The organism is Streptomyces sp. NPDC093111 (assembly GCF_040683955.1).
Taxonomy (GTDB): domain Bacteria; phylum Actinomycetota; class Actinomycetes; order Streptomycetales; family Streptomycetaceae; genus Streptomyces.
On sequence record NZ_JBFBNW010000012.1, the window covers coordinates 144,743 to 166,028 of the forward strand.

The window sequence follows — 21,286 nt, forward strand, 5'->3', positions numbered from 1 at the left end:
TGTTTTCTCAGCACACACAAGAAGGAGCGCCACCATGGCCGCCACCCAGGAAGAGATCGTCGCCGGTCTCGCCGACATCGTGAACGAGATCGCCGGCATCCCGGTCGAGGACGTCGCGATCGAGAAGTCCTTCACCGATGACCTGGACGTCGACTCCCTGTCCATGGTCGAGGTCGTCGTGGCCGCCGAAGAGCGCTTCGACGTCAAGATCCCCGACGAGGACGTCAAGAACCTCAAGACGGTCGGCGACGCCACCGAGTACATCCTGAAGCACCAGGCCTGATTCGGGCCTAGCTGACCCGGTTCGCCACCCAGCGGTGGCGCCGCTTTTCGACCATCACACACATGGAGAAAGAATTCCTGTGAGCTCGACCAATCGCACCGTGGTCGTCACCGGTATCGGCGCAACCACTCCGCTGGGTGGCGACTCCGCTTCCACCTGGGAGGGCCTCCTCGCCGGACGCTCCGGCGTGAAGCCCCTGGAGGGCGAGCGCTTCGAGGAGCTGCCCGTACGGATCGCCGCGCGCGTCGCGGTGGAGCCGTCCGAGGTCCTGCCCCGCCCGCTGGCCCGCAAGCTGGACCGCTCGGCGCAGTTCGCGCTGATCGCGGCCCGCGAGGCGTGGGCCGACGCGGGCTACACCGCGCCCGCCGGCGAGGACGAGAAGATCGCGCCCGAGCGGCTCGGTTCCGTCATCGCCTCCGGCATCGGCGGTGTCACGACCCTGCTCGACCAGTACGACGTGCTGAAGGAGTCCGGCGTCCGCCGCGTCTCCCCGCACACCGTGCCGATGCTGATGCCCAACAGCCCCTCCGCCAACGTCGGCCTGGAGGTGAACGCCCGGGCGGGCGTCCACACCCCGGTCTCCGCGTGCGCGTCGGGTGCCGAGGCGATCGGCTACGCCGTCGAGATGATCCGTACCGGCCGGGCCGACGTGGTCGTCGCGGGCGGCACCGAGGCGGCGATCCACCCGCTGCCGATCGCGGCCTTCGCCAACATGATGGCGATGTCCAAGAACAACGACGAGCCCCAGCAGGCCTCGCGCCCCTACGACAAGGGCCGGGACGGCTTCGTCCTGGGCGAGGGCGCCGGCGTGGTCGTGCTGGAGTCCGAGGAGCACGCGAAGGCGCGCGGCGCGAAGATCTACTGCGAGGTGCTGGGGCAGGGCCTGTCGGCCGACAGCCACCACATCGCGCAGCCCGAGCCGACCGGCCGGGGCATCGCCGCCGCGATGCAGAACCTCCTCGACTCGACGGACCTGAAGCCGTCCGAGGTCGTCCACCTCAACGCCCACGCCACGTCGACCCCGCAGGGCGACGTCGCCGAGATCAAGGCGCTGCGCCGGGTCCTGGGCGACGACCTGGACCACGTCGCGATCTCCGCGACCAAGTCCATGACCGGCCACCTGCTGGGCGGCGCGGGCGGCATCGAGACCGTCGCGACGGTCCTGGCCCTCCACCACCGGCTGGCCCCGCCGACGATCAACGTCACCGACCTCGACCCCGAGGTCGAGGCCGACATCGTCCTGAACGAGCCGCGCGAACTGCCCCAGGGCTCGATCGCCGCGATCAACAACTCGTTCGGCTTCGGCGGCCACAACGTGGTGCTGGCGTTCCGTTCGGTCTGACGCGCTGTTCTGACACGCGGTTCTGACACGCTGTCCTGACACGCGGTGTGACGTTCCGTCACCTCATAGGTCCACCCCCGGTTTCGGGGGTGGACCTATGTCGCTTTTATCTCATAAGTCGATGAACATGCGTGTCGTACCGGTATGAGCGAATGATCATGTGATGCTGACGCCCGTACCGCCCCTCAGCACGCTCCCGGCGGCGGGACGGTCGGTCGGCGGTAGGCGTCGGCCGGGAACTCGGCCGCGAGAGGCGTCACCTATGATCCGTCGTCACCACAGAGGTGGGCGACCCCAGCGAACCCTGCGGCCCGTGGTGGGCGCCCTCGCCGCGGCCGCCCTGGCCGTGGCCGCGGCGCCCATGGCCGGTGCCGTCCAGGCCGCTCCGCGCGGCGCGGGGACCGAGCGGCCGATCGGCCCGGACCCCGTCGTCACCCTGCTCACCCACGGCAACCTGACGATGGCCTCCAACTCGGTCCTCACCTGCGACCCGAGCGACGGCAGCGTCTGCTCCGACACCGAGGGCACGAACAACGGCCGGACCATGTACGTGAAGTCCGACCCCAACGCCCCCGGGTCCAACGCCTCCGCCGCCCAGCTCCAGCTGCCGGCGGGCGCCACCGTCCTGTCCGCGCGGCTCTACTGGCAGTTCAACCCCACCGGGACGAGCACCAACGGCACCTCCGGCGACCTCGCCAAGGGGAACACGGTGTCCTGGAAGGTCCCCGGGGCGAGCGGCTACACCCAGGTCACCGCGGACACCTTCGACTACTTCGACCAGAAGGTCGGCGGTACGCCGCCGGAGCCGCTGATGGCCGCCGGCGCCGTCAAGGACGTCACGGCCGAGGTCAAGGCCGCGGGCGCGGGCTCGTACACCGTCGCCGACATCCAGGCGTGCAGCGGACGCTCCTCCGCCCAGAACCAGGGCGGGAACAACGTGGGCTGCTGGGGCGGCTGGTCCCTGGTCGTCGCCTACGAGGCACCCACGGAGCCGCTGCGCTACCTCCAGGTCTGGGACGGCTTCCAGCTGCTGCGCGACCCGAACCCCGCCACCACCCTCACCCTGGCGGGCATCCGCACCCCGGACGGCGGCCCGGCCGCGGCCACCATGGGCGTCACCGTCGGGGACGGCGACGCCCCGATCGCCGGCGACCAGGCCCTGGTCGGCTCGACCGTGGACAACCTCACCGCGCTGCCGATGCCCGGCCCGAACGGCATCAGCACCGACAACGCCTTCACCGGGCGCATCGACCACGTCGCCGCCGACGGCACCAGCAGCAACATCACCACCCGCGACCCGAACCCGGTCAGCAACTACGGCTACGACGCCCGCATCATCGACGTGACCGGCAAGATCCCGGCGGGCAGCACCCAGGCCCTGCTCCGGATCAACGGCGCGGGCGACGCGCTGGAGCCCCAGGCCGTCTGGCTGGCCCTGGAGGCCCGGGAGCCGGACCTCCAGCTCACCAAGGCCAACGACCCGCCCGGCACCACCAACGACACGCCTCCCGGCCTGGTCGACCCCGGCGCCACCATCACCTACACCTTCACCGTCACCAACAAGCACGCGGACGGCAGCACCGACGCCCTGGACACCGCCACGGGCGTCACCCTCACCGACGAGCTGCCCGCCGGCACGGAGTACGTCGCCGGGTCGAACCCGGACTGCACCGCGAAGGCGTCCACCGTCACCTGCACCACCGCCGACCTCGCGCCCGGCGCGTCCCGTACCGTCTCGTTCCGGGCGAAGGTCGCGGACGGCACCGCCGCGGGCACGAAGCTGGACGACACCGCCTCGGTCGCCTTCAAGGGCAAGCAGACGGGCCGCGCCCAGGAGCGCACCAGCAACACCGTGCGCAACACGGTGGCCGCCAAGTCCGGCTACCACGTCAAGAAGACCTCGGACCGCGCCACCGCCGCCCCCGGCGACAAGGTGAGCTACGAGGTCGACATCGCCAACACCGGGAACACCCCGCTCAAGGCGCTGACCGTCACCGACGACCTGAGCGCGGTGCTCGACGACGCGACGTACGGCGGCGACGCCACCGCCACGAGCGGCACCGTCGGCTACGACGCCCCGAAGCTGAGCTGGACCGGTGACCTCCCGGTCGGCGAGACCGTGAAGCTGACCTACTCCGTCACGGTCGACGAGCCCGCCGACGGCGACCGGAAGCTGACCAACACCGTGGTGGGCGACAAGCCCGGCGGCAACTGCCCGGCCGGCGGCGGCGACCCGGACTGCACCGCCACGACCGAGGTCGACGTCCCGACCAGCCCCACGCCCGAGCCGAGCACCTCCACCGAACCGACCCCGGGCCCGTCGCACAGCGGCCACCCCGGGGGCGGCGGTCAGCTCCCCGACACCGGATCGATCGCCGGACCGGCCGCCGCGGCCGCCGCGCTCGCCGTCGCCGCCGGTGCGGGCCTCGCCTTCGCCGCCCGACGCCGGAGCCGGGGCCGCCACTCCTGACCCCTCCCCGTGACGCGCCGACGGCCCCGCCCACGAAGGGCGGGGCCGTCGGCGCGTACGGGTGACCGTCGACGCGTAGCGCGTACTAGACCACCTGGTGCAGCCAGCGCACCGGGGCCCCCTCGCCCGCGTAGCGGAAGGGCTCCAGCTCGTCGTCCCAGGGTTTGCCGAGGAGCCGGGCGACCTCCGCCTCCAGCACCGTCTCCCCCTGGGCCGCGCGGGCCAGGGCGGCGCGCAGCCGGTCCTCGGGGACCAGGATGTCGCCGTGGATGCCGGTGACGGCGTGGAAGATGCCCAGCGCGGGGGTGGCGCTGTAGCGCTCACCCTCGGCGTTGGGACAGGGTTCCGCGGTCACCTCGAAGCGGAGCATCTGCCAGCCGCGCAGGGCGGAGGCGAGTTGGGAGGCGGTGCCGGTCCGCCCCTTCCAGGAGAACTCGGCTCTCCAGGTGCCGGGGGACGCCGGCTGGCGGATCCAGTCGAGCTGGACCCTCGCACCGAGGACACCCGCGACCGCCCATTCGACGTGCGGGCAGAGCGCGCGCGGTGCGGAGTGTACGTACAGGACTCCACGTGTCGTCACCGGGACCTCCAGTGTGGGACGAGGTTCACCTTGCCCAGCGGCCTCAGTAAACACATCAGGAGCAGAACTTCGCAAACCCCCAAAAAGGGGACAGCAAGTGACGTGACGTAATTTACCGGACACAGTCGGCCGAGGCGCCTCTGGTTCGACGGGGAAAAGCTACCGTGCCTCACCCACATCGGAGTGACGTACGGTCGGTCAGGTGCGGGTGGACACGAAGCATTCACTCGCGAGGACGCCGAGGAGGGGCCCCGGGGATGCGCGGGCGACGCCGATTCCGAACCACCGCCGCCGCGGTCGCGACGCTGTGCGTCGCGATGCTGACGGGCTGCTCCGCCGACGGCCCGGCCGACGGCGCGCGCCCGGCCGCCACCGCCGCGAAGCCGAGACCGACGCCGAAGCCGACGCCCCTGTGGGACCCCTCCCCCGGCTCCGTGGCCGCCGTCGGGGACTCCATCACCCGCGCCTTCGACGCCTGCGCGGTCCTGGCGGACTGCCCCGAGGCGTCCTGGGCGACCGGCACCGACGCGGGCGTCGACAGCCTGGCCCTGCGACTGCTCGGGCCCGAGGGCGTGGCCGGCCGGAGCTGGAACCTGGCGCGCACCGGGGCCCGGATGGCGGAGCTGCCGGCCCAGATGGCCGCGGCGGCGGCCGAACGCCCCGAGCTGGTCACGGTCATGATGGGCGCCAACGACGCCTGCCGGGAGCGGCCCGAGCTGATGACCCCGGTCGAGGAGTTCCGCGCCTCGTTCACGGCGGCGCTCGGCCGGCTGCGGGCGGGGGCGCCGAAGGCGCAGGTGTACGTGTCGAGCCTGCCGGACCTGAAGCGGCTGTGGGCCACCGGCCGGGTCAGCCCGATGGGCCGTCAGGTGTGGAGCCTGGGGGTCTGCGGCGCGATGCTGGCCGACCCGGAGGACCTGGGCCCGGCGGCGGAGGAGCGCAGGAACCGGGTGCGGGACCGGGTGGTCGCGTACAACGGGGTGCTCCGTGAGGTGTGCGCGAAGGACGCGCGCTGCCGCTACGACGGCGGGGCGGTGTTCGGCTTCCGCTTCGAGGGCGGACAGCTGAGCCCGTGGGACTGGTTCCATCCGAGCCGGGACGGGCAGGCGCGGCTCGCGGAGATCGCGTATCGCCTGATCAGCGCACGGTAGGGCGCGGGACGGCCGTCGGCCCCGGGGCGGGAGTCAGGTCCGCCCCGGGGCCGGTCTCGGGGACCCCGGAGGTCAGAGCTCCAGGGTCGCGGTCAGCCGCGCGTCGGCCAGCGAGTGCGCGGCGAGCACCGCGTAGCCGCCGGTGACGAGGGTCCAGTCGTTCCGCTCCTCGTCCCAGATCTCGAAGGCGCGGCGCGGCAGTTCGACGGTCGTCTCGACGGTCTCGCCCGCGCCGGCCTCGACGCTCGCGAAGGCGGCCAGCCAGCGGGCCGGGCGCTCGACCGGGTCGTCGACGGGCGCCAGGTAGAGCTGGACGATCTCGCGGCCGGCGCGCTCACCGGTGTTGGTGAGGCGGACGGTGGCGCTGTCCTGGGTGACGACGAGGGAGTCGTACGTCCAGGTGGTGTAGCCGAGGCCGTGCCCGAAGGGGTACGCGGGGGTGGCGTCGGCCTTGTCCCAGGCTCGGTAGCCGATGAACACACCCTCCTCGTAGTGGAGTTCGCCGCCGGTCGGGGTGACCTCGGTGACGGGCACGTCCGCCAGGGCGACGGGCCAGGTGGTGGGGAGCCGGCCGCCGGGCTCCTCGGCGCCGGTGAGGACGTCGGCGAGCGCGGCGCCGCCCTCCTGGCCGGGGAACCAGCTGAGCAGGACCGCGGCGACCTCCTCGCGCCAGGGCATCTCGACCGGGGAGCCGGCGTTGACGACGACCACGGTGTTCGGGTTGGCGGCGGCGACGGCCCGGACGAGGTCGTCCTGGCGGCCGGGGAGGGCGAGGTCCTTGCGGTCGAAGCCCTCGGACTCGACGCGCTCGGTGGTGGCGACGACCACGACGGCGGTGTCGGCGGCGCGGGCCGCCTCGACGGCTTCGGTGATCAGTTCGTCGGGGTCACGGCGCGGACCGAGGTGGACGAAGGAGAACATGACGGCCGGCAGCGGGGCCGCGAACTCCTTGTCCAGGGAGTGCCGCAGGGAGACCTCGACCGTCTCGCCGGCGGTGAGGACGGCCCGGCCGCGCTCGACGGGCGAGCCGAAGAACGCCTCGAAGGGGTCGGTCTCGGGACCCATGGCCTGGACGCCGTCGAAGAGGACCTCCCCGGCGACGGTGAGGACGAAGGCGCCGAGGCCGCGGGTGCCGAAGGAGTGCTCGCCGGTCTCGCGGGGCGTGAAGCTGCCGATGACCTCGATGGAGGCGAGGGCCTCGTGGGTGACGCCGGCCGGGAGGTCGTCGCCGATCCACTGGACCTGGCCGTTGGGCAGGGTGCCCTCGCCGAGGACGGCGCCGTCGGCGTCGCGGCAGACCGCGCGGAGGGTGAAGCCCTGGTCGGCGGGGGCGAGTTCCTCGCTGGGGTCGGCGCCGACGCGGAAGGTGAGCGCGCCCTCGGGGAGCGCGGCGGTGAGGCCGTCGAGCGGGGAGACGGTGTGCTCGGGGAAGACCTGGGCCGAGCCGCCGCCGAGGACGCGGGCGTCGCGGGCGGCGGCGCCGGAGAGGGCGACGCTGCCGGGCTTGAGCGGCAGGGCGCCGTTCTCGTTGCGGACGAGGACGAAGCCGCGGCGGGCGAGCTCGCGGGCGAGGGCGTCGCCGTCGATGGCGGCGGGCGGCTCGGTGACGACGGCCGGGGCGCCTTCGAGGGCGCCGACACGGGCGGCGAGCCGCAGCACGTTGCGCACGGCGGCGTCGACGGCGGACTCCTCGACGTCGCCGGTGCGGACGGCGGCGGCCAGCGCCTCGCCGTACACGGTGTGCGGGCCGGGCATGGCGACGTCGAGGCCGCCCTCGATGTCGCCCTTGGTGTCGCGGGCGGCCATCCAGTCGGAGACGTTGTAGCCGTCGAAGCCCCACTCGCCGCGCAGGACCTCGTTGACGAGGTACCGGTGCTCGGTCATCGTCGTGCCGTTGACCCGGTTGTAGGCGGTCATGATGCCCCAGGGGTGGGCGTTCCTGACGATGGCCTCGAAGGGCGCGAGGTAGAGCTCGCGGAGCGGGCGCGGGGCGATCCTGTTGTCGACGGTGAAGCGGTCGGTCTCCGCGTCGTTGCCGACGTAGTGCTTGACGGTGGTGCCGACGCCGCCGTCCTGGACGCCCTGGACGTAGCCGGTGCCGATGGCGCCGGTGAGGTACGGGTCCTCGCTGTACGCCTCGAAGTGGCGCCCGCCGAGCGGCGTGCGGTGCAGGTTGACGGTGGGCGCGAGGAGGACGTGGACGCCCTTGCGGCGGGCCTCCTGGGCGAGCAGCCGGCCGGCCCGGCGGGCCAGCGCCGGGTCCCAGGTGGCGGCGAGGGCGGTCGGGGACGGCAGGGCGACGGACGGGTCGTCGGCGGTCCAGCGGACGCCGCGGACGCCGATCGGGCCGTCGGACATGACCAGGGAGACCAGGCCGATCTCGGGCAGGGCCGGGAGCGACCACATGTCCTGACCGGCGAGCAGTCGGGTCTTGGCGTCCAGGTCCAGCTTGGCCAGGGCCGCCTCGACGGCCTCTTCGCGCAGGGTGTCCGCGTTCGTCTCCGGCACGGCCTACCTCCTCGTTGAAGTGCTGATGCCGCCATGGTGACCCGACTACCTGTAGATCGGTAGGTTACGTTAGCATTTCGTTATCAACGGTGGGGTGCGCGGCATGACGTACGGTCCTCCTGTCAGGGACCTACGGAAGGGGGACGGGGCGATGGCACGGGCCAGGAGCGAGGAGCGGCGGACGGAGATCGTCCGCGCCGCCCTCGAAGTGATCGCCGAGCGGGGCTACCGGGGCGCCTCCCTCGGCGCGGTCGCCGAGCGGGTCGGACTCACCCAGCAGGGACTGCTGCACTACTTCCCCACCAAGGAGGCGCTGCTCGTCGCCGTCCTGGAGGAGCGCGACCGCTGGGACACCAGCGGCGGCCGGGAGCGCGAGCACTGGCGGCTCGACCTCATGGAGTCGCTCGTGGAGTACAACGCGATGCGGCCCGGGATCGTGCAGACCTTCTCCGCGCTGCTCGGCGAGAGCGTCACCGAGGACCACCCGGCACGGGCCTTCTTCACCGAGCGCTACACCCAGGTGCGGGAGAACATGGCCGAGGTCCTGCGCGCCGAGTACGGCGACGAACTGCCCGGCGGGCTCACCCCGGAGCGGGTGGCGCCGCTGCTCACGGCGGTCATGGACGGCCTCCAGTACCAGTGGCTGCTGGACCCGGACGCGGTGGACATGGCGGCGTCCTTCCGGGACTTCCTGGCGCTCCTCAAGGAGGACTCGCGGCGGACCGCGTGACGGGCGGATCGGGCACTGCCCGGGGAGGACTCGCGGCGGACCGCGTGACGGGCGGGTCCTGACAGACGCACGGGGGCTCCGTAGCGGGAGTCGCGGGCGGGACGGGATACTTCCGCCGGCCCGTCACCGCCGTACGGAAGGACCCCCGTGCCCCCGATACGCAGCACGCTCGCCCTCGCCCTCGCCGCCGCCTCGCTCGCCGTGGGAGCCCCGCCCGCACCGGCCGCACCGGCCGCTCCCGCCGCCCCGGCCTCGCCCTCCCCCGCCGTCACCACGGAGGAGGCCAGGCTCGACCGGGCCGCACCGCGCGAGATCCTGCGCAGGAGCGGATTCGACGCCCTGGCACCGGAGTTCGCCACCGACCTCGCGGACGCCCGCACGATCGGGCAGGCCGAGCGCACCGTCGCACGGCACGGAGCACGGCTGTGGCAGCGGGCGGTCGACCGGGCCCAGGGGCGCGGGCCGCTCCACGGCGACCTGACCCGGGACGACGACCGGCCGCTGTACTGGGCGCGGCTCGCCCTCACCCGCGAACTGCGCGGCTGGCGGCCCGGGTTCGACGTCACCGACGAGGGCCGGGCCCGGCTCCTCGACCGCCTGGAGCGCTCCTCGCGCGGCCAGGACACGATCCGCTACCCGGCGGGCAAGGGCGTCAAGCGCATCCTGCTCACCGGCTTCGACCCGTTCACCCTCGACCGGGACATGCGGATCAGCAACCCCTCCGGCGCCACCGCGCTCGCCCTGGACGGCACCTGGCTGCGCACCTCCGACGGCTCCCTCGCCCGGATCGAGACGGCCGTCTTCCCGGTGCGCTGGGAGGACTTCGCGGACGGCACGGTCGAGCGGACGCTGCGCCCGCACCTGCCGGAGGTGGACCTGTTCACCACGGTGAGCCAGGGCCGCCCCGGCCGCTTCGACATCGAGCGCACCAACGGCGCCTGGCGCGGCGGCTTCCCCGACAACGAGAACCTGTCCAGGACCGGCACGGTGCCGGTGGACGGTCCGGCCGCGCAGCCCCAGTGGACGTCGACGACCCTCCCGTACGCGGCGATCACGGCGGCGGCCACCGGGCGCTTCCCCGTCTACGACAACACCTCGGTGACCGAGCTCCCGGCCGGGACGGACACCCCCGTGGTGCGCCCCGGCGGCCCCACCCCGGGCTCGCGGGCCCGGGCGGGCGGCGGCGGGGACTACCTCTCCAACGAGATCGCCTACCGCGCCACCCTGCTGCGCGACCGGCTCGGCCTGACCGGGCTGCCCGGCGGCCATGTGCACACCCCGGTGCTCCAGTTCGGGGCCGCCAACGCCGACCCGGCGACGGGCACGGTCACCGACCCCGAGTTCGTCCGCAACCGGCTGGACATCATCGCCCAGGTGCGGGCGATCCTGACGGTGGCCGCCGGCCGCCCGAGCACCGCCGAATAAGCCCCCCGCCCCACTGTTGCTCCTTACCGGCCGAGGCGGAATGATGGCGCCCATGATCGTCGCAGCCACCCAGTTCGCCCCGGTCGCCGGGGACATCGCCGCCAACGTCCGGACGGTCGCCGGACTCGTCCGGGCCGCCGGGGCCGAGGGGGCGCGGGGCGTCGTCTTCGCCGAGCTGGCCCTCACCGGCTACGAGCCGAGCCTGATCCGGGACACCCCCGGCCTGGTCCTCAGCGAGGACGACCCGCGCCTCGAACCCGTACGGGAGGCCTGCCGGGCGGCGTCGGCGGCGGCCGTCGTCAACGGGCCGGTGCGCACGGCCTCGGGGCGGCTGGCCATCACCACGCTGGTGATCGGCCCGGACGGCTCCCTCCTCGCCCGCTACGACAAGCGGCACCTGTACGGGGTGGAGGAGGAGGTCTTCGCGCCGGGCACCGCCGACGGCCGGTTCGCGCTGGACGGCGTCCGGTTCGCGACCGCCACCTGCTACGACAACCGCTTCCCGGAACTCGCCGAGCGGGCCGCGGCGGACGGCTGCGCGGTCTACCTGGCGAGCTCGGTGCTGGGCGCGGACAACGACTCGTTCGAGACGGTCTATCCGGCGCGGGCCCGGGACTTCGGCCTGTACGTGGTCCTGGGCAACGTGCTCGGCGCCAACGAGGACGGGGTCGGCGCCGGACTCGCCGGGGCCTGGGCCCCGGACGGACGCCGGATCGCCGACGCGGGCGCAGAGCCGGGGTACGCGCTGGCGGAGGTCCCGGACGGCCGGTGACGGGAAGTCCCGGCCCGCCGGTGACGCGGACGTGCCGGAAGGCCCCAGAGACGCGGAGGTGCCGGAAGGCCGGTGACGGGGAAGGGTCACCGGCGTCCCGTACGCGGAAGAGCCGGACGGCCGGTGGGTGCGCCCACGGCCGTCCGGCGGGGGAAGCCGCCGCGGAACCCCCGGTCCACGACGGCGTCCCCGCCCCTTACGGGGCGCTCAGGCCCAGCGTGTACGCGCCGGATCCGCTGTAGGCGTGGACCACATAGCGGTAGTAGCCCGCCGTGCCGTAGTACGAGGTGTCCTCATCGGCGCCGGCCGTGCCGCCGACCGCGACGTCCGCCCAGGCCGACCCGTTCCACTTCTGCAGGTACAGGTCGAAGTCGGTGCCCGCCGGGCCGCGCAGGCAGCCCACGTGGGTGCCGGCGGTGGCCGCGTAGTAGTACGAGCCGTCCGGCTGGGCCTGGGCCTGGCCGGAGGCGAGGGTGCCCTGGTACGTGTACTCGGTGTTGTCGCAGCCGGTGGGCGGCGTCGTGGAGCCGACCGTCAGCTGGTAGGTCACCGTGTGGGTGGCCGAACCGGTGCCGGTGACGGTGATCGCGTAGGAGCCGTTGGGCGTGCCCGCCCCGGTCTGCACGGTCATCGTCGAGGAGCCGCCCGAGGTCACCGAGGAGGGGCTGAAGGAGACGGTGGTCCCGCTCGGGGCGCCGCTCGCGGAGAGCTGCACGGTCTGCGCGCTGCCGCCGGTGGTGCTCGTGCTCACCGTGGAGGTGGCCGAGGCGCCCGCCTGGACCGAGCCGGAGGTCGGGTTCAGGGCCAGCGAGAAGTCCGGCGTGGTGGTGCCGCCGCAGTCGGTCTCACCGGACTGGGCGGGGACGCCGATCGCGTTCCAGGCCGCCTTCACCGCGTTGCACTCGACGCTGCCGTAGGTGTTCTTGGCGCTGGAGAGCGTCGCCTTGCGGGCGGCGAGGTGGTTCCAGGACGAGGTCTTCATCAGCAGGGCGCCCATGAAGATCTTGCCGGCCTTCTGGATGCCGACGCCGGTCACCGAGGAGGGGCCGCCGGAACAGATGGGGCTGCTGGGCTTGCCGCCGCCCGGGTTGGAGCCCTCGGCGAGCAGGTAGAACCAGTGGTTCTGCGGACCGGCCGCCGCGTGCACCTCGGTGCCCGAGGTCAACTGGGGGTAGCAGTTGGGGTCGTTGCCGACGAGCGAGGGGTTGTACATGTTCCGGATCGGCTTGCCGTCGCCGAAGAAGTTGACCTTCTCGCCGACCGTGTAGTCCGGGGTGTCGTTCGGGTTGTTGGCGTAGTGCTCGGTGAGCGCGCCGAAGATGTCGCCGGTGGACTCGTTCATCCCGCCGTTCTCGTTGGACGAGCCGGAGCTGCCCGGAGTGCGGTCGAATATCTCGTGGCCGTACTCGTGGGCCACGACGTCGATGCCGGTGAGCTGGTTGGAGCCGGTCTGGGCCCGCCCGTAGGTCGTCTTGGTGCCGTCGTAGTAGGCGTTGACCTCGGCGAGTCCGGCGCGGGCCGGGACCATGCCGCCCTGGCCGTTCTGCCCGTTGTAGCCGAACCACTCCTTGAGCATGGAGTGTTCCTTCTGCGCCGCGTACATGATGTCGACGCAGGCCGTGACCAGGTCGTTGGCGCCGCTGTTGCCCCAGGGCGAGGAGCCCGTGTAGACGCTGCCGTTCTGGCCGCCGCACTTGAAGCCGGAGCGGTTCGGGTCGGTCATGGAGCCCGCGGCGGTGTCGATGGTGACGTTGCCGTTGTGGTAGCCGCGCCCGTCGGCGTGCAGGATCTTGTCGGTGGCGCGGGCGACGGCGCCGGTGCGGGCGTCGACGTAGGTGTCGAGCGAGCTCGGCAGGTCCTTGGCGGTGCGGCCTACGACCAGGGTGTGCCAGGTGAGGACCGGCTTGTTCCCCTTGAGGAGCACGGTGAGCTCGGGGGCGCTCGCGCTCTCGACCTCGGCGAGCTGGCCGCGGGCGGTGGCCAGCGCGGCGGCGGAGCTCACGGTGGCCTTGGTGGAGAGGCGGATGGCCGGCGCGGGCGCGGAGGTGACGTCACGGACCTTGCCGGCGCTGTCGGAGAGGACCACGGCGTCGCCGCCGGCCACCGGGAGCCCCTTGTAGGTGCGCTGGTAGGTGGCGTAGAAGAGACCGCCCGCCCACGGGGTGACGGCGGTGCGGACGAGCTCCTCGTCCGCACCGTGGCGCAGGCCGTCGAGCCCGCTGTCGGCGGCCTTGTCCGCGGCGGCCAGCGCGAGGGACTTGCCGTGCCCGGGCGGTACGGGCTGCGGCGCCGGGGTCGCGGCGGAGGCGGTGCTCGCGAGGGTGCCCGCGAGGCTCGCCGTCAGCGCGAGCGCTGCCACGGCCGCCGAGAGTCTGGTGGGTTGCACGTCTGCTCCGATCAAAGGTGGGGGGAGACGGTGGGTCGTCGCGCCGAGTATGTGCGTGGACATGGCAAGTCGGGGACATCTCACCCGGCATAAGACCCGCGTTATGGATCGGAGCCGCAGAACCCTGCCGTCCTCCCTCTCGCGCTGCGTACGCTGCTGAAATGCAGTTGGAGTTGAGGCATCTCGAAGCCGTCTGCCGGATAGCGGAAGCGGGCAGTCTGGGGCGCGCCGCAGTCCGGCTCGGCGTCTCGCAGCCCGCGCTCTCGGCGCAGTTGCGGCGGATCGAACGGGCCGCGGGCGGCGAGCTGTTCTTCCGCGGCCGGCACGGGGTGGACCCCACCCCGCTGGGCGAGTTCGTGCTGTCCAAGGCGCGCCGGGTGCTCGGCGAGATGGACGCGCTGGCGGCCGGTGCCCGGGCCGCCGAGCCGCATCCGACGCTGCGGCTCGGGTGCATCCTGCTGGTCCTGGTGGACGGCCTGCTCGGCCGCCTCGACCGGGAGATGGAGGGGCAGGAGATCGCGGTCAGCATCGAGCACTCGGTGACCACGCTCAGCCGCCTGCTCGGCGCCGGGCAGTACGACGCCATCGTGTACGGGGAGTGCAACGACCACGAGGTGCCGCTCCCCGAGGGCACGGCGGCCCGCACCCTGATCCCGAAGGAACCGTTCTGCGTGCGCATGTCGGCGGCCCATCCGCTGGCCTCGCGGGAGCGGATCGACCTCGCGGAGCTGGCGGGCGAGACCTGGATGACGCTGGTGGAGGACGACGACGGCGGCCCGGAGGCACTGGTCGCGGCCTGTCAGAAGGCCGGGTTCACACCGGCCCTGCGCTACCGGATCGCCGACCGCAAGATGCACTACGACCTGATCGCGGCCGGCCGCGCGATCTCGGTGAGCCAGCCGACGGCGCCCCCCGCCGAGGGCACCGTGCTGCGCCCGCTGGCCGGGGACCCGATCACGGGCCGCATCCGGCTCGCCTGGAACCGGGCCGCGGTCTCGGAGCGCCGGGCGGTGCTGCTGTACCGCGCGGCGGGCCTCGCCTATCTGGCGAACGTCCCCAACAACGCCTTCCACCAGGCCTGGTGGGAGTCACGGCCGGAGCTGCATCCGGTGCTCGACCCGGTGACGCCGGACTGAGCCTCAGGCGCCGGACGCGGCTCCCGTGGCGGGCCGGTGGCCGCCGGTCCCGTCGGCCGCGTCGTCACCGTCGGCGTCCCCGTCGCCCTCCTCGCCGTTCAGGTCGCGGGCCATCAGGGTGGCTCCGGCGACCGCGCCCGGCATCAGCAGGACGGCGACGAAGGGGACGAGGAAGGCGAGGGTGAGGGGGACGCCGAAGCCGAGGACGGCCATCCGGCGCCCGCGCAGCAGACCGAGCCGCTGCTTGAGTTCGATCCCCCGGCGCTGGAGCGCGACCGCGGTCAGCTCCTCGGTGAGGAAGAAGCCCGAGACGCAGAAGCCGATCGCGGGGACGACCGTCTGGCCCACCACGGGGATGAACCCGGCCGCGAAGAGCAGGACGCCGTAGAACGCCACCCGGACCAGGACCCGCAGGCTGTCGCGGGCGGAGATCCACAGGTCCTTCCAGAGCGGCAGCCCGGACTCGGGCGCGTCGCCGCCCCGGCTGCGGTCGACCTCCTCGGACAGCGACTCGTAGAAGGGCTGGCCGACCAGGAGCGTGACGGCGGTGAAGGTGATCACGGCGAGGAAGAGGCCCAGCGAGAAGACCAGGAAGGTCAGCGCGCCCCGGAGGACGCCCTGCCACGGCGAGCCCCAGTCGTCGGCGAACGGGGTGGCCCAGGCCGTCAGGTCGTCGGCGCCGTAGAAGAGGCCGACGAGCGCCCCCACGTACAGGACGAAGGTCACCAGACCGGGCAGCAGCCCGAACCCGAACCAGCGTCCGTGCCGGCCGACCCACTTCTGACCTTGCAGCAGGTAACCGAATCCCGCCCCGAAATCGCGCATGGTGATCACCCTAACGGCGGTCGGCCCGACGCCCTCTTGTTGTTCCCGAGTTGAGACGGTAGACCCCTCCGTAATGATCATCGGGCCCAGTCACGGAGGTTCGCACGCATGGCACGACCCCGTTCCGTTCTGATCACCACGGCCTGCGCCGCGCTCGGGGCGCTGGTCCTCACCGCGCTCCCGGCGAGCGCCGCGCCCCCGGGTCCGGCGGGGACGCCGGGTCCCACCACCCGTCCCTTACGGGAGGACGGCGGGCCGGAGTCCGCCGCCGCGCGGCTGCCCCGGGCGCTCGGCGCCCCCGACCTGCCCCTGGCGGCGCGCCCGGGCGCCGGCTATCCGCGGCGCACGCCCCTGCCCGTGCCGCCGGCGGACCCGGCCGACCGGTCGCTCAAGCTGGGGCTCGCCCCGTACCACGCGCTCGCTCCGCGTCTCAACGCCCTGCAGCGGCTGGGCGACCGGGTGAGCGTCGAGGTCGCCGGGCGGTCGGCCGGCGGGCACGAGCTGTACCTGGTCACCGTCACCGCGCCGGAGTCCGCCGGGCAGACCCGCGAACAGGAGCGGATGCGCGAGCGGATAGAGAACGCGCCCGCCGCGGCGGCGAAGGACCCGCGGATCAAGGCCGCGTACAAGACGCCGGTCCTCATCAACAACAACATCCACGGCAACGAGTGGGAGGGCACCGACGCGGCCCTGAAGCTGATCGGGGAGCTGGCCACCGCCACCGACCGCAAGACCGCCGGGCTGCTCGCGCGCACCCGGGTCTACCTCAACGTGACGGCCAATCCGGACGGCCGGATCGCCGGCACCCGGGCCAACGCCGACGGCTTCGACCTCAACCGCGACTTCGTCACCGCCTCCCAGCCGGAGGCGCGGGCGATCCGCCGGATCGCCATCGACAAGCAGCCGGCCGTGATGCTGGACCTGCACGGCTACGTCAACGGCACCCTGATCGAGCCGACCACCCCGCCGCACGGCGAGAACTACGAGTACGACCTGTTCCTGAAGAACGCGTACGCCAACGCGCTCGGCATGGAGAAGGCCGTCAACGGGCTCGGCTACACCCCGGCGAAGGACGGCGTGGAGCCGGCCGTCATCCCGTTCCGCGACCTGCCGGAGGGCTGGGACGACTGGCCGCCGATCTTCACCCCGCAGTACATGCCGTTCCAGGGCGCGGTGGCCGCGCACACCGTCGAGTTCCCGATGGCGGTGAACAACGAGGAGTACGACACGCTGCCGGTGCCGGAGCTGCGCCGCCGCTCGGCGATCAACGTGGCCGTCGCGGGCGCGGCGATGCGGGCCACCCTCGACTACACGGACGCGCACCGCGCCTCGGTGCTCGCGGACCAGATCGAGACCTTCCGGCGGGGCGCGGCGGGCGAGCCGCAGCGGCCGGTGTCGGAGGAGACCGTGCCGGGGGTGCCCGGGATCGGTCCGGAGGACGTGTACACGACGACCTTCCCGCGGGCGTACGTGATCCCGGCGGGCCGCTCGCAGCGGTCGGCGGTCGCGGCGGCGCGGCTGGTGGACCATCTGCTCGCCAACGACGTACGGGTCGGGCGGGCGGCGGACGGTTCGTACGTGGTGGACCTGCGGCAGCCCAAGCGGGGCATCGCGAACGTGATCCTGGCGGACGGCCGGGACATCAGCGCGGACGTGTCGACGATGTACGACATCTCGGGCTGGAGCCTGGGCCTGCTGTGGGGCGCGACGGTACGGAAGGTGGAGCGCGGCCCGGTGCCGGCCGTGGTGCGGCAGGTGCGCGCGGCGGCGCCGACCGGCTCCGTCGCGCCGTACGGGGACCTGCTGCTGCGGCTGGACGACCCGGAGGAGCTGGTGGCGGTGAACGCGCTGCTCGCGCGGGGGGTCGCGGTGCGCCGGACGGCGAGCGGGGCGGCGGTCGTGCCGGGCTCGGCGCGGAAGGCCGCCCGGGAGCTCGCGGCGCGGTACGGGGTGGGGTTCCGGGCCACGAAGGAGCGGGGCTCGGCGCCGCTGGTCCGCACCCGGGTGGTGGCCTCGGCTTCGGCGGGCGAGCTGTTCGCGCTGCGGGAGATGGGCTTCGCGGTGGTGCCGGTCTCGGCGGAGCGCCTGAACGGGGGCTTCCGCTGGGCAGCCGGGGACGTGCTGTACGTGTCGCGCGGTCTCGACTGGGCCGGGCTGTCCCCGGCGGCCCGGGCGGCGCTGCGGGCCAGCGGCGCGGGCGTGGTCGCCGTCGGGGCGGAGGGTGCCGCGTTCAACGCGGCGGCGGGGCTGCTGACGGCCACGGCCGTCGCGGGAAATCCGGACGCGAACGGGGTGGTGCGGGTCCGTGCCACGGGCTCCCCGCTGACCGCGGGCGCTCCGGGACACGCCTTCGTCTACGGGCCGCTGTGGTTCACGGGGCTGGGGGCGGGGGTGCGGACCGATCTGGCGTACGCGCCGCTCGCGCCGCTGGTCTCGGGCCACTGGCGGGCCGGGGCGGACGGCCGGGGCGGTCCGGCGGACGCCGCCGGGCGGGCCGCGGTGGTGAGCGGCCGGGCCGGAAACGGCGCCCCGGTGGTGCTGATCGGCACGGAACCCCTGTTCCGGGACCACCCGAAGGGCTCGTTCGCCCTGGTGGGACGGGCTCTGCTGGCCCGCTGACCAGGGCGTCCGGGCATACGTGAAGGAGGGCCGCACCTCGGTCGGTCGGGGTGCGGCCCCGTTACTACGGTATCCCGTGATCAGACCGCGAGCTCCACCGTGATGTTGCCACGGGTCGCCTTGGAGTACGGGCAGACCTGGTGCGCCTTCTCGATCAGGCTCTTGGCGGTCTCGGCATCCACGTTCGGAATGGTCGCCGAGATCTTCACGATGATGCCGAAGCCCTCGTCGTTCTTGCCGATGCCGACCTCGGCGGTGACCGTCGAACCGGACACGTCGGCGTTCTCGTTGCGGGCGACGACGCCCAGCGCACCCTGGAAGCAGGCGCTGTACCCGGCGGCGAAGAGCTGCTCGGGGTTGGTGCCGGCACCGGAGCCGCCCATGGCCTTCGGCGGGTTCACGACGACGTCGAGCTGCCCGTCGTCGGTGGCGACCCGGCCGTCGCGGCCGTTCTCGGCGGTCGCGACGGCGGTGTACAGGACATCGGAGTGCTGGATGGACATGCTGATGTCTTCCTTCTTCGTTCGCCGCGACTCGCGCCCACGATCGCGACGGCTGAGGGAAGACTAACGGGTCAGCGAGACGATCATCTTTCCGGTGTTCTCGCCGCGGAGCAGACCGAGGAAGCCGTCCACGCCGTTCTCGATGCCCTCGACGAAGGTCTCGCCGTACTTCAGCTCGCCGGAGCGCAGCCAGCCGCCGACCTCCTGGACGAACTGCTGCTGCATCCCGTAGTGGTCGCCGACGAGGACGCCCTGGAGGCGGAGCCGCTTGCCGATGATCATGGCCATGTTGCGCGGGCCGGCGACCGGCTCGGTGTCGTTGTACTGCGCGATCATGCCGCAGATGGTGGCGCGGCCGTGCACGTTGAGCGAGGAGATCGCGGCTTCGAGGTGGTCGCCGCCGACGTTGTCGAAATAGACGTCGATGCCGTCCGGGGCGGCCTCGCGGAGCTGGTCCTTGACCGGGCCGTTCTTGTAGTTGAAGGCGGCGTCGAAGCCGAGCTCCTCGACGAGCCACTTGACCTTCTCGTCGGAGCCGGCCGAGCCGATGACCCGGGAGGCGCCCTTGAGCTTCGCCATCTGGCCGACCTGGCTGCCGACGGCACCGGCCGCGCCGGAGACGAAGACGGCGTCGCCCTCCTTGAAGGAGGCCACGTCGAAGAGGCCGGCGTAGGCGGTGAGGCCGGTCATGCCGAGCACGCCGAGGTAGGTGGAGAGCGGGGCGAGCTCCGGGTCGACCTTGGTGGCGTGCTGGGCGGGCACCTCGGCGTACTCGCGCCAGCCGAGGCCGTGCAGCACGTGGTCGCCGACGGCGAAGCCCTCCGCGTTGGACGCGACGACCTCGCCGACCGCGCCGCCGTCCATGGGGTGGTCCAGCTTGAACGCGGGAATGTACGACTTGACGTCGTTCATGCGGCCGCGCATGTACGGGTCGACGGAGAAGTGCAGGTTGCGCACGAGGACGCGGCCCTCGGCGGGCTCGGTGACCGGGGTCTCGCGCAGGGCGAAGTCCGTCGGCACGGGCCAGCCGTGCGGACGGGAGACGAGGTGCCACTCACGGCTGGACGCGGGCAGTGCGGACATCGGCGGAGCCTCCTAGAAATGCTTCATCAACTGAAACAACCATGCGCCTCAATATTTCATGTTGTCAAGTATCGGAGTACGATGACGTCATGCCCACCACACGTACGGACCCCCTGACGCTGGAAGTCGTGGAGCTCATCGGCACGGTCGTGGCGCGCTACCACGACGAGTACGAGGAGGCCGCCACCCAGCACGCCCTCACCGGCGCGCAGGCCCGCGTCCTCGGCCTGCTCTCGCTGGAGCCGACGCCCATGCGGAAGATCGCCGAGAAGCTGAAGTGCGAGCCGTCGAACGTGACGGGGATCATCGACCGCCTGGAGTCCCGCGGCCTCGCCGAGCGCCGCCCGGACCCCGGCGACCGCCGGGTCAAGGTGGCCGCCCCCACCGAGGAGGGCCAGGACGTCGCCCGCCGGCTGCGCGAGTCGCTGCACTTCGCCCGCGAGCCGCTGGGTGAGCTCACCGAGGTCGAGCGCACCCTGCTCCGCGACCTCCTGAAGCGCATGCTCGGCACGGCCTAGCCGCACCCGCAGGCGCCCCGTCACCGCCTGCCCCTGCCCCTGCCTACACGCACCACCACAGGAAGCGCGTACAGGTCGGCGTCGGGCTCGGCGAGGTGCTGGGCGTGCCGCTCGGCGCGCCCGTCGTCGGGGCCGGACCGCTCGCCGTGGGCGAGGCGGAGCCGGAGGGCGTGCCGGAGGGCGTGGCCGTCGGGCTCGGGGAGCCGGTGGACGCCCGCGGCGAGGCGCCGGAGCCGTCCCCGGAGCCCGAGCCGGGCCCCGTACCGTCCCCGGAGCCCGTCCCTGTACCGCTGCCCGGCGCGCCGGAGCCACCGGAACCACCCGAGCCGCCGCTGCCGCCGCCGCTGCCTCCCGAGCCGTGCGAGGCGGGCCCGGTGGGCGTCGGGCTCGTGGCGTCCGGCACCTCGACCGTCCCGGGGCCCTCGGTCCGCGCGGCACTCTCCGACGGGGTGAGCGGGTCGGGGTCGAGGGAGCTCTCGACGACCTCCTCCTCCTGGACGGCGGTGGCAGCACCGCCCCCGTCGGGCTGCTCCAGGGCGAGTCTCGCCATGCTCAGGGCTCCGGCCGCGAGCACCAGGCCGAGCGTGCCGACCAGGACCGTGCGCCCGCGCCGTGAGCGCGCCCGGCGGCCCCCCTTGGCCCCGGCGGCGCCCCGCGCACCCTTGCCGCCCCGGCCTGCGCTCCGCGCGCCCCGGCGTGCGGCGGCGCGCCCCTCCGCGGGGCGCGGCGGCTCCAGCGGGTCGAGCTCGAAGGCGTAGCCGGACTCCGGCTCGGCCGGCGGAGGGAAGTCCGCCGGCGGCGCGGTGGTCGGGTGGGGGGCGCGGTACCGCAGCTCCTCGACGGGGGTCCCGCAGCCGGCACAGGCCAGGGCGCCGTTGAGATGCCGTCGGCACTGGTGGCAGTAGTCCATGGCGCCCGCAGGCTATGCGTCCCATGGACACGACAGATAGCCACG

At 73.3% G+C, this 21,286-nt stretch carries 17 protein-coding genes; 10 read left to right on the top strand and 7 right to left on the bottom strand.

The genetic code is table 11. The features are described 5' to 3' along the window. Positions 1–34: 34 nt before the first annotated feature. The 3 genes from AB0Q96_RS22215 (at position 35) to AB0Q96_RS22225 (ending at position 4,095) form a co-directional block, all read left to right on the top strand. Positions 35–283, top strand: a complete 249-nt coding sequence (locus AB0Q96_RS22215) for an acyl carrier protein (RefSeq protein WP_329420325.1) — start codon at positions 35–37, stop codon at positions 281–283. 79 nt (positions 284–362) lie between these two features. Next, a complete protein-coding gene (gene fabF / locus AB0Q96_RS22220; RefSeq protein WP_365327976.1) occupies positions 363–1,625 on the top strand; it encodes a beta-ketoacyl-ACP synthase II in 1,263 nt (420 codons plus the stop codon). A 313-nt stretch (positions 1,626–1,938) separates the two neighbouring features. Continuing rightward, positions 1,939–4,095 carry a DUF11 domain-containing protein gene (locus AB0Q96_RS22225; RefSeq protein ID WP_365327978.1) on the top strand — a complete coding sequence of 719 codons (2,157 nt, stop codon included), beginning with the start codon at positions 1,939–1,941 and terminating at the stop codon, positions 4,093–4,095. A gap of 85 nt (positions 4,096–4,180) precedes the next feature. Here AB0Q96_RS22225 and AB0Q96_RS22230 read toward each other — a convergent pair whose 3' ends face one another. Further along, entirely contained in the window at positions 4,181–4,675 is a 495-nt protein-coding gene (locus AB0Q96_RS22230) for a DUF3145 domain-containing protein (RefSeq protein WP_365327980.1), read from the bottom strand. Positions 4,676–4,932: 257 nt separating this feature from the next. Between AB0Q96_RS22230 and AB0Q96_RS22235 the strand changes: the two genes are divergently transcribed. Further along, positions 4,933–5,826, top strand: a complete 894-nt coding sequence (locus AB0Q96_RS22235) for an SGNH/GDSL hydrolase family protein (RefSeq protein WP_365327982.1) — start codon at positions 4,933–4,935, stop codon at positions 5,824–5,826. Between the two features lie 72 nt (positions 5,827–5,898). Here AB0Q96_RS22235 and AB0Q96_RS22240 read toward each other — a convergent pair whose 3' ends face one another. Beyond that, complete coding sequence (locus AB0Q96_RS22240; RefSeq protein ID WP_365327984.1) at positions 5,899–8,334, bottom strand: glycoside hydrolase family 3 C-terminal domain-containing protein; 2,436 nt, start codon at positions 8,332–8,334, stop codon at positions 5,899–5,901. Positions 8,335–8,485: 151 nt separating this feature from the next. Between AB0Q96_RS22240 and AB0Q96_RS22245 the strand changes: the two genes are divergently transcribed. The 3 genes from AB0Q96_RS22245 to AB0Q96_RS22255 all read left to right on the top strand — a co-directional run bounded on the left by AB0Q96_RS22245 (position 8,486) and on the right by AB0Q96_RS22255 (position 11,261). Further along, positions 8,486–9,064, top strand: a complete 579-nt coding sequence (locus tag AB0Q96_RS22245; protein ID WP_365327986.1) for a TetR/AcrR family transcriptional regulator — start codon at positions 8,486–8,488, stop codon at positions 9,062–9,064. Positions 9,065–9,265: 201 nt separating this feature from the next. After that, positions 9,266–10,489 (top strand): pyroglutamyl peptidase, encoded by a 1,224-nt coding sequence (locus AB0Q96_RS22250; protein ID WP_365328324.1) that lies wholly within the window; start codon positions 9,266–9,268, stop codon positions 10,487–10,489. Between the two features lie 52 nt (positions 10,490–10,541). Beyond that, complete coding sequence (locus AB0Q96_RS22255) at positions 10,542–11,261, top strand: carbon-nitrogen hydrolase family protein (protein WP_365327988.1); 720 nt, start codon at positions 10,542–10,544, stop codon at positions 11,259–11,261. A gap of 196 nt (positions 11,262–11,457) precedes the next feature. Here the strand turns inward: AB0Q96_RS22255 and AB0Q96_RS22260 are convergent, their stop codons facing one another. After that, positions 11,458–13,647 (bottom strand): M4 family metallopeptidase, encoded by a 2,190-nt coding sequence (locus tag AB0Q96_RS22260; RefSeq protein WP_365327990.1) that lies wholly within the window; start codon positions 13,645–13,647, stop codon positions 11,458–11,460. A 161-nt stretch (positions 13,648–13,808) separates the two neighbouring features. On the opposite strand from AB0Q96_RS22260, the gene AB0Q96_RS22265 reads away from it, so the two are divergent. Further along, the gene (locus AB0Q96_RS22265; RefSeq protein WP_365327992.1) at positions 13,809–14,783 is read left to right on the top strand and encodes a LysR family transcriptional regulator; all 975 of its coding nucleotides are present in this window, start codon (positions 13,809–13,811) and stop codon (positions 14,781–14,783) included. A 3-nt stretch (positions 14,784–14,786) separates the two neighbouring features. Here the strand turns inward: AB0Q96_RS22265 and AB0Q96_RS22270 are convergent, their stop codons facing one another. Further along, positions 14,787–15,608, bottom strand: coding sequence for an EI24 domain-containing protein (locus tag AB0Q96_RS22270; protein ID WP_365327995.1), 822 nt, complete (start codon positions 15,606–15,608; stop codon positions 14,787–14,789). A gap of 108 nt (positions 15,609–15,716) precedes the next feature. Here AB0Q96_RS22270 and AB0Q96_RS22275 point away from each other — a divergent pair, with 108 nt between their 5' ends. Then, positions 15,717–18,227, top strand: a complete 2,511-nt coding sequence (locus AB0Q96_RS22275) for a M14 family zinc carboxypeptidase (protein ID WP_365327997.1) — start codon at positions 15,717–15,719, stop codon at positions 18,225–18,227. Between the two features lie 80 nt (positions 18,228–18,307). On the opposite strand, the gene AB0Q96_RS22280 is transcribed toward AB0Q96_RS22275, so the two are convergent. Then, positions 18,308–18,730, bottom strand: a complete 423-nt coding sequence (locus AB0Q96_RS22280) for an organic hydroperoxide resistance protein (RefSeq protein WP_046911604.1) — start codon at positions 18,728–18,730, stop codon at positions 18,308–18,310. Between the two features lie 63 nt (positions 18,731–18,793). Further along, positions 18,794–19,813, bottom strand: a complete 1,020-nt coding sequence (locus AB0Q96_RS22285) for an NADP-dependent oxidoreductase (RefSeq protein WP_365327999.1) — start codon at positions 19,811–19,813, stop codon at positions 18,794–18,796. An 89-nt stretch (positions 19,814–19,902) separates the two neighbouring features. Here AB0Q96_RS22285 and AB0Q96_RS22290 point away from each other — a divergent pair, with 89 nt between their 5' ends. Next, a complete protein-coding gene (locus AB0Q96_RS22290) occupies positions 19,903–20,331 on the top strand; it encodes a MarR family transcriptional regulator (RefSeq protein ID WP_365328001.1) in 429 nt (142 codons plus the stop codon). 43 nt (positions 20,332–20,374) lie between these two features. Here the strand turns inward: AB0Q96_RS22290 and AB0Q96_RS22295 are convergent, their stop codons facing one another. Continuing rightward, positions 20,375–21,241, bottom strand: coding sequence for a hypothetical protein (locus tag AB0Q96_RS22295; RefSeq protein WP_365328003.1), 867 nt, complete (start codon positions 21,239–21,241; stop codon positions 20,375–20,377). Positions 21,242–21,286: the final 45 nt, after the last annotated feature.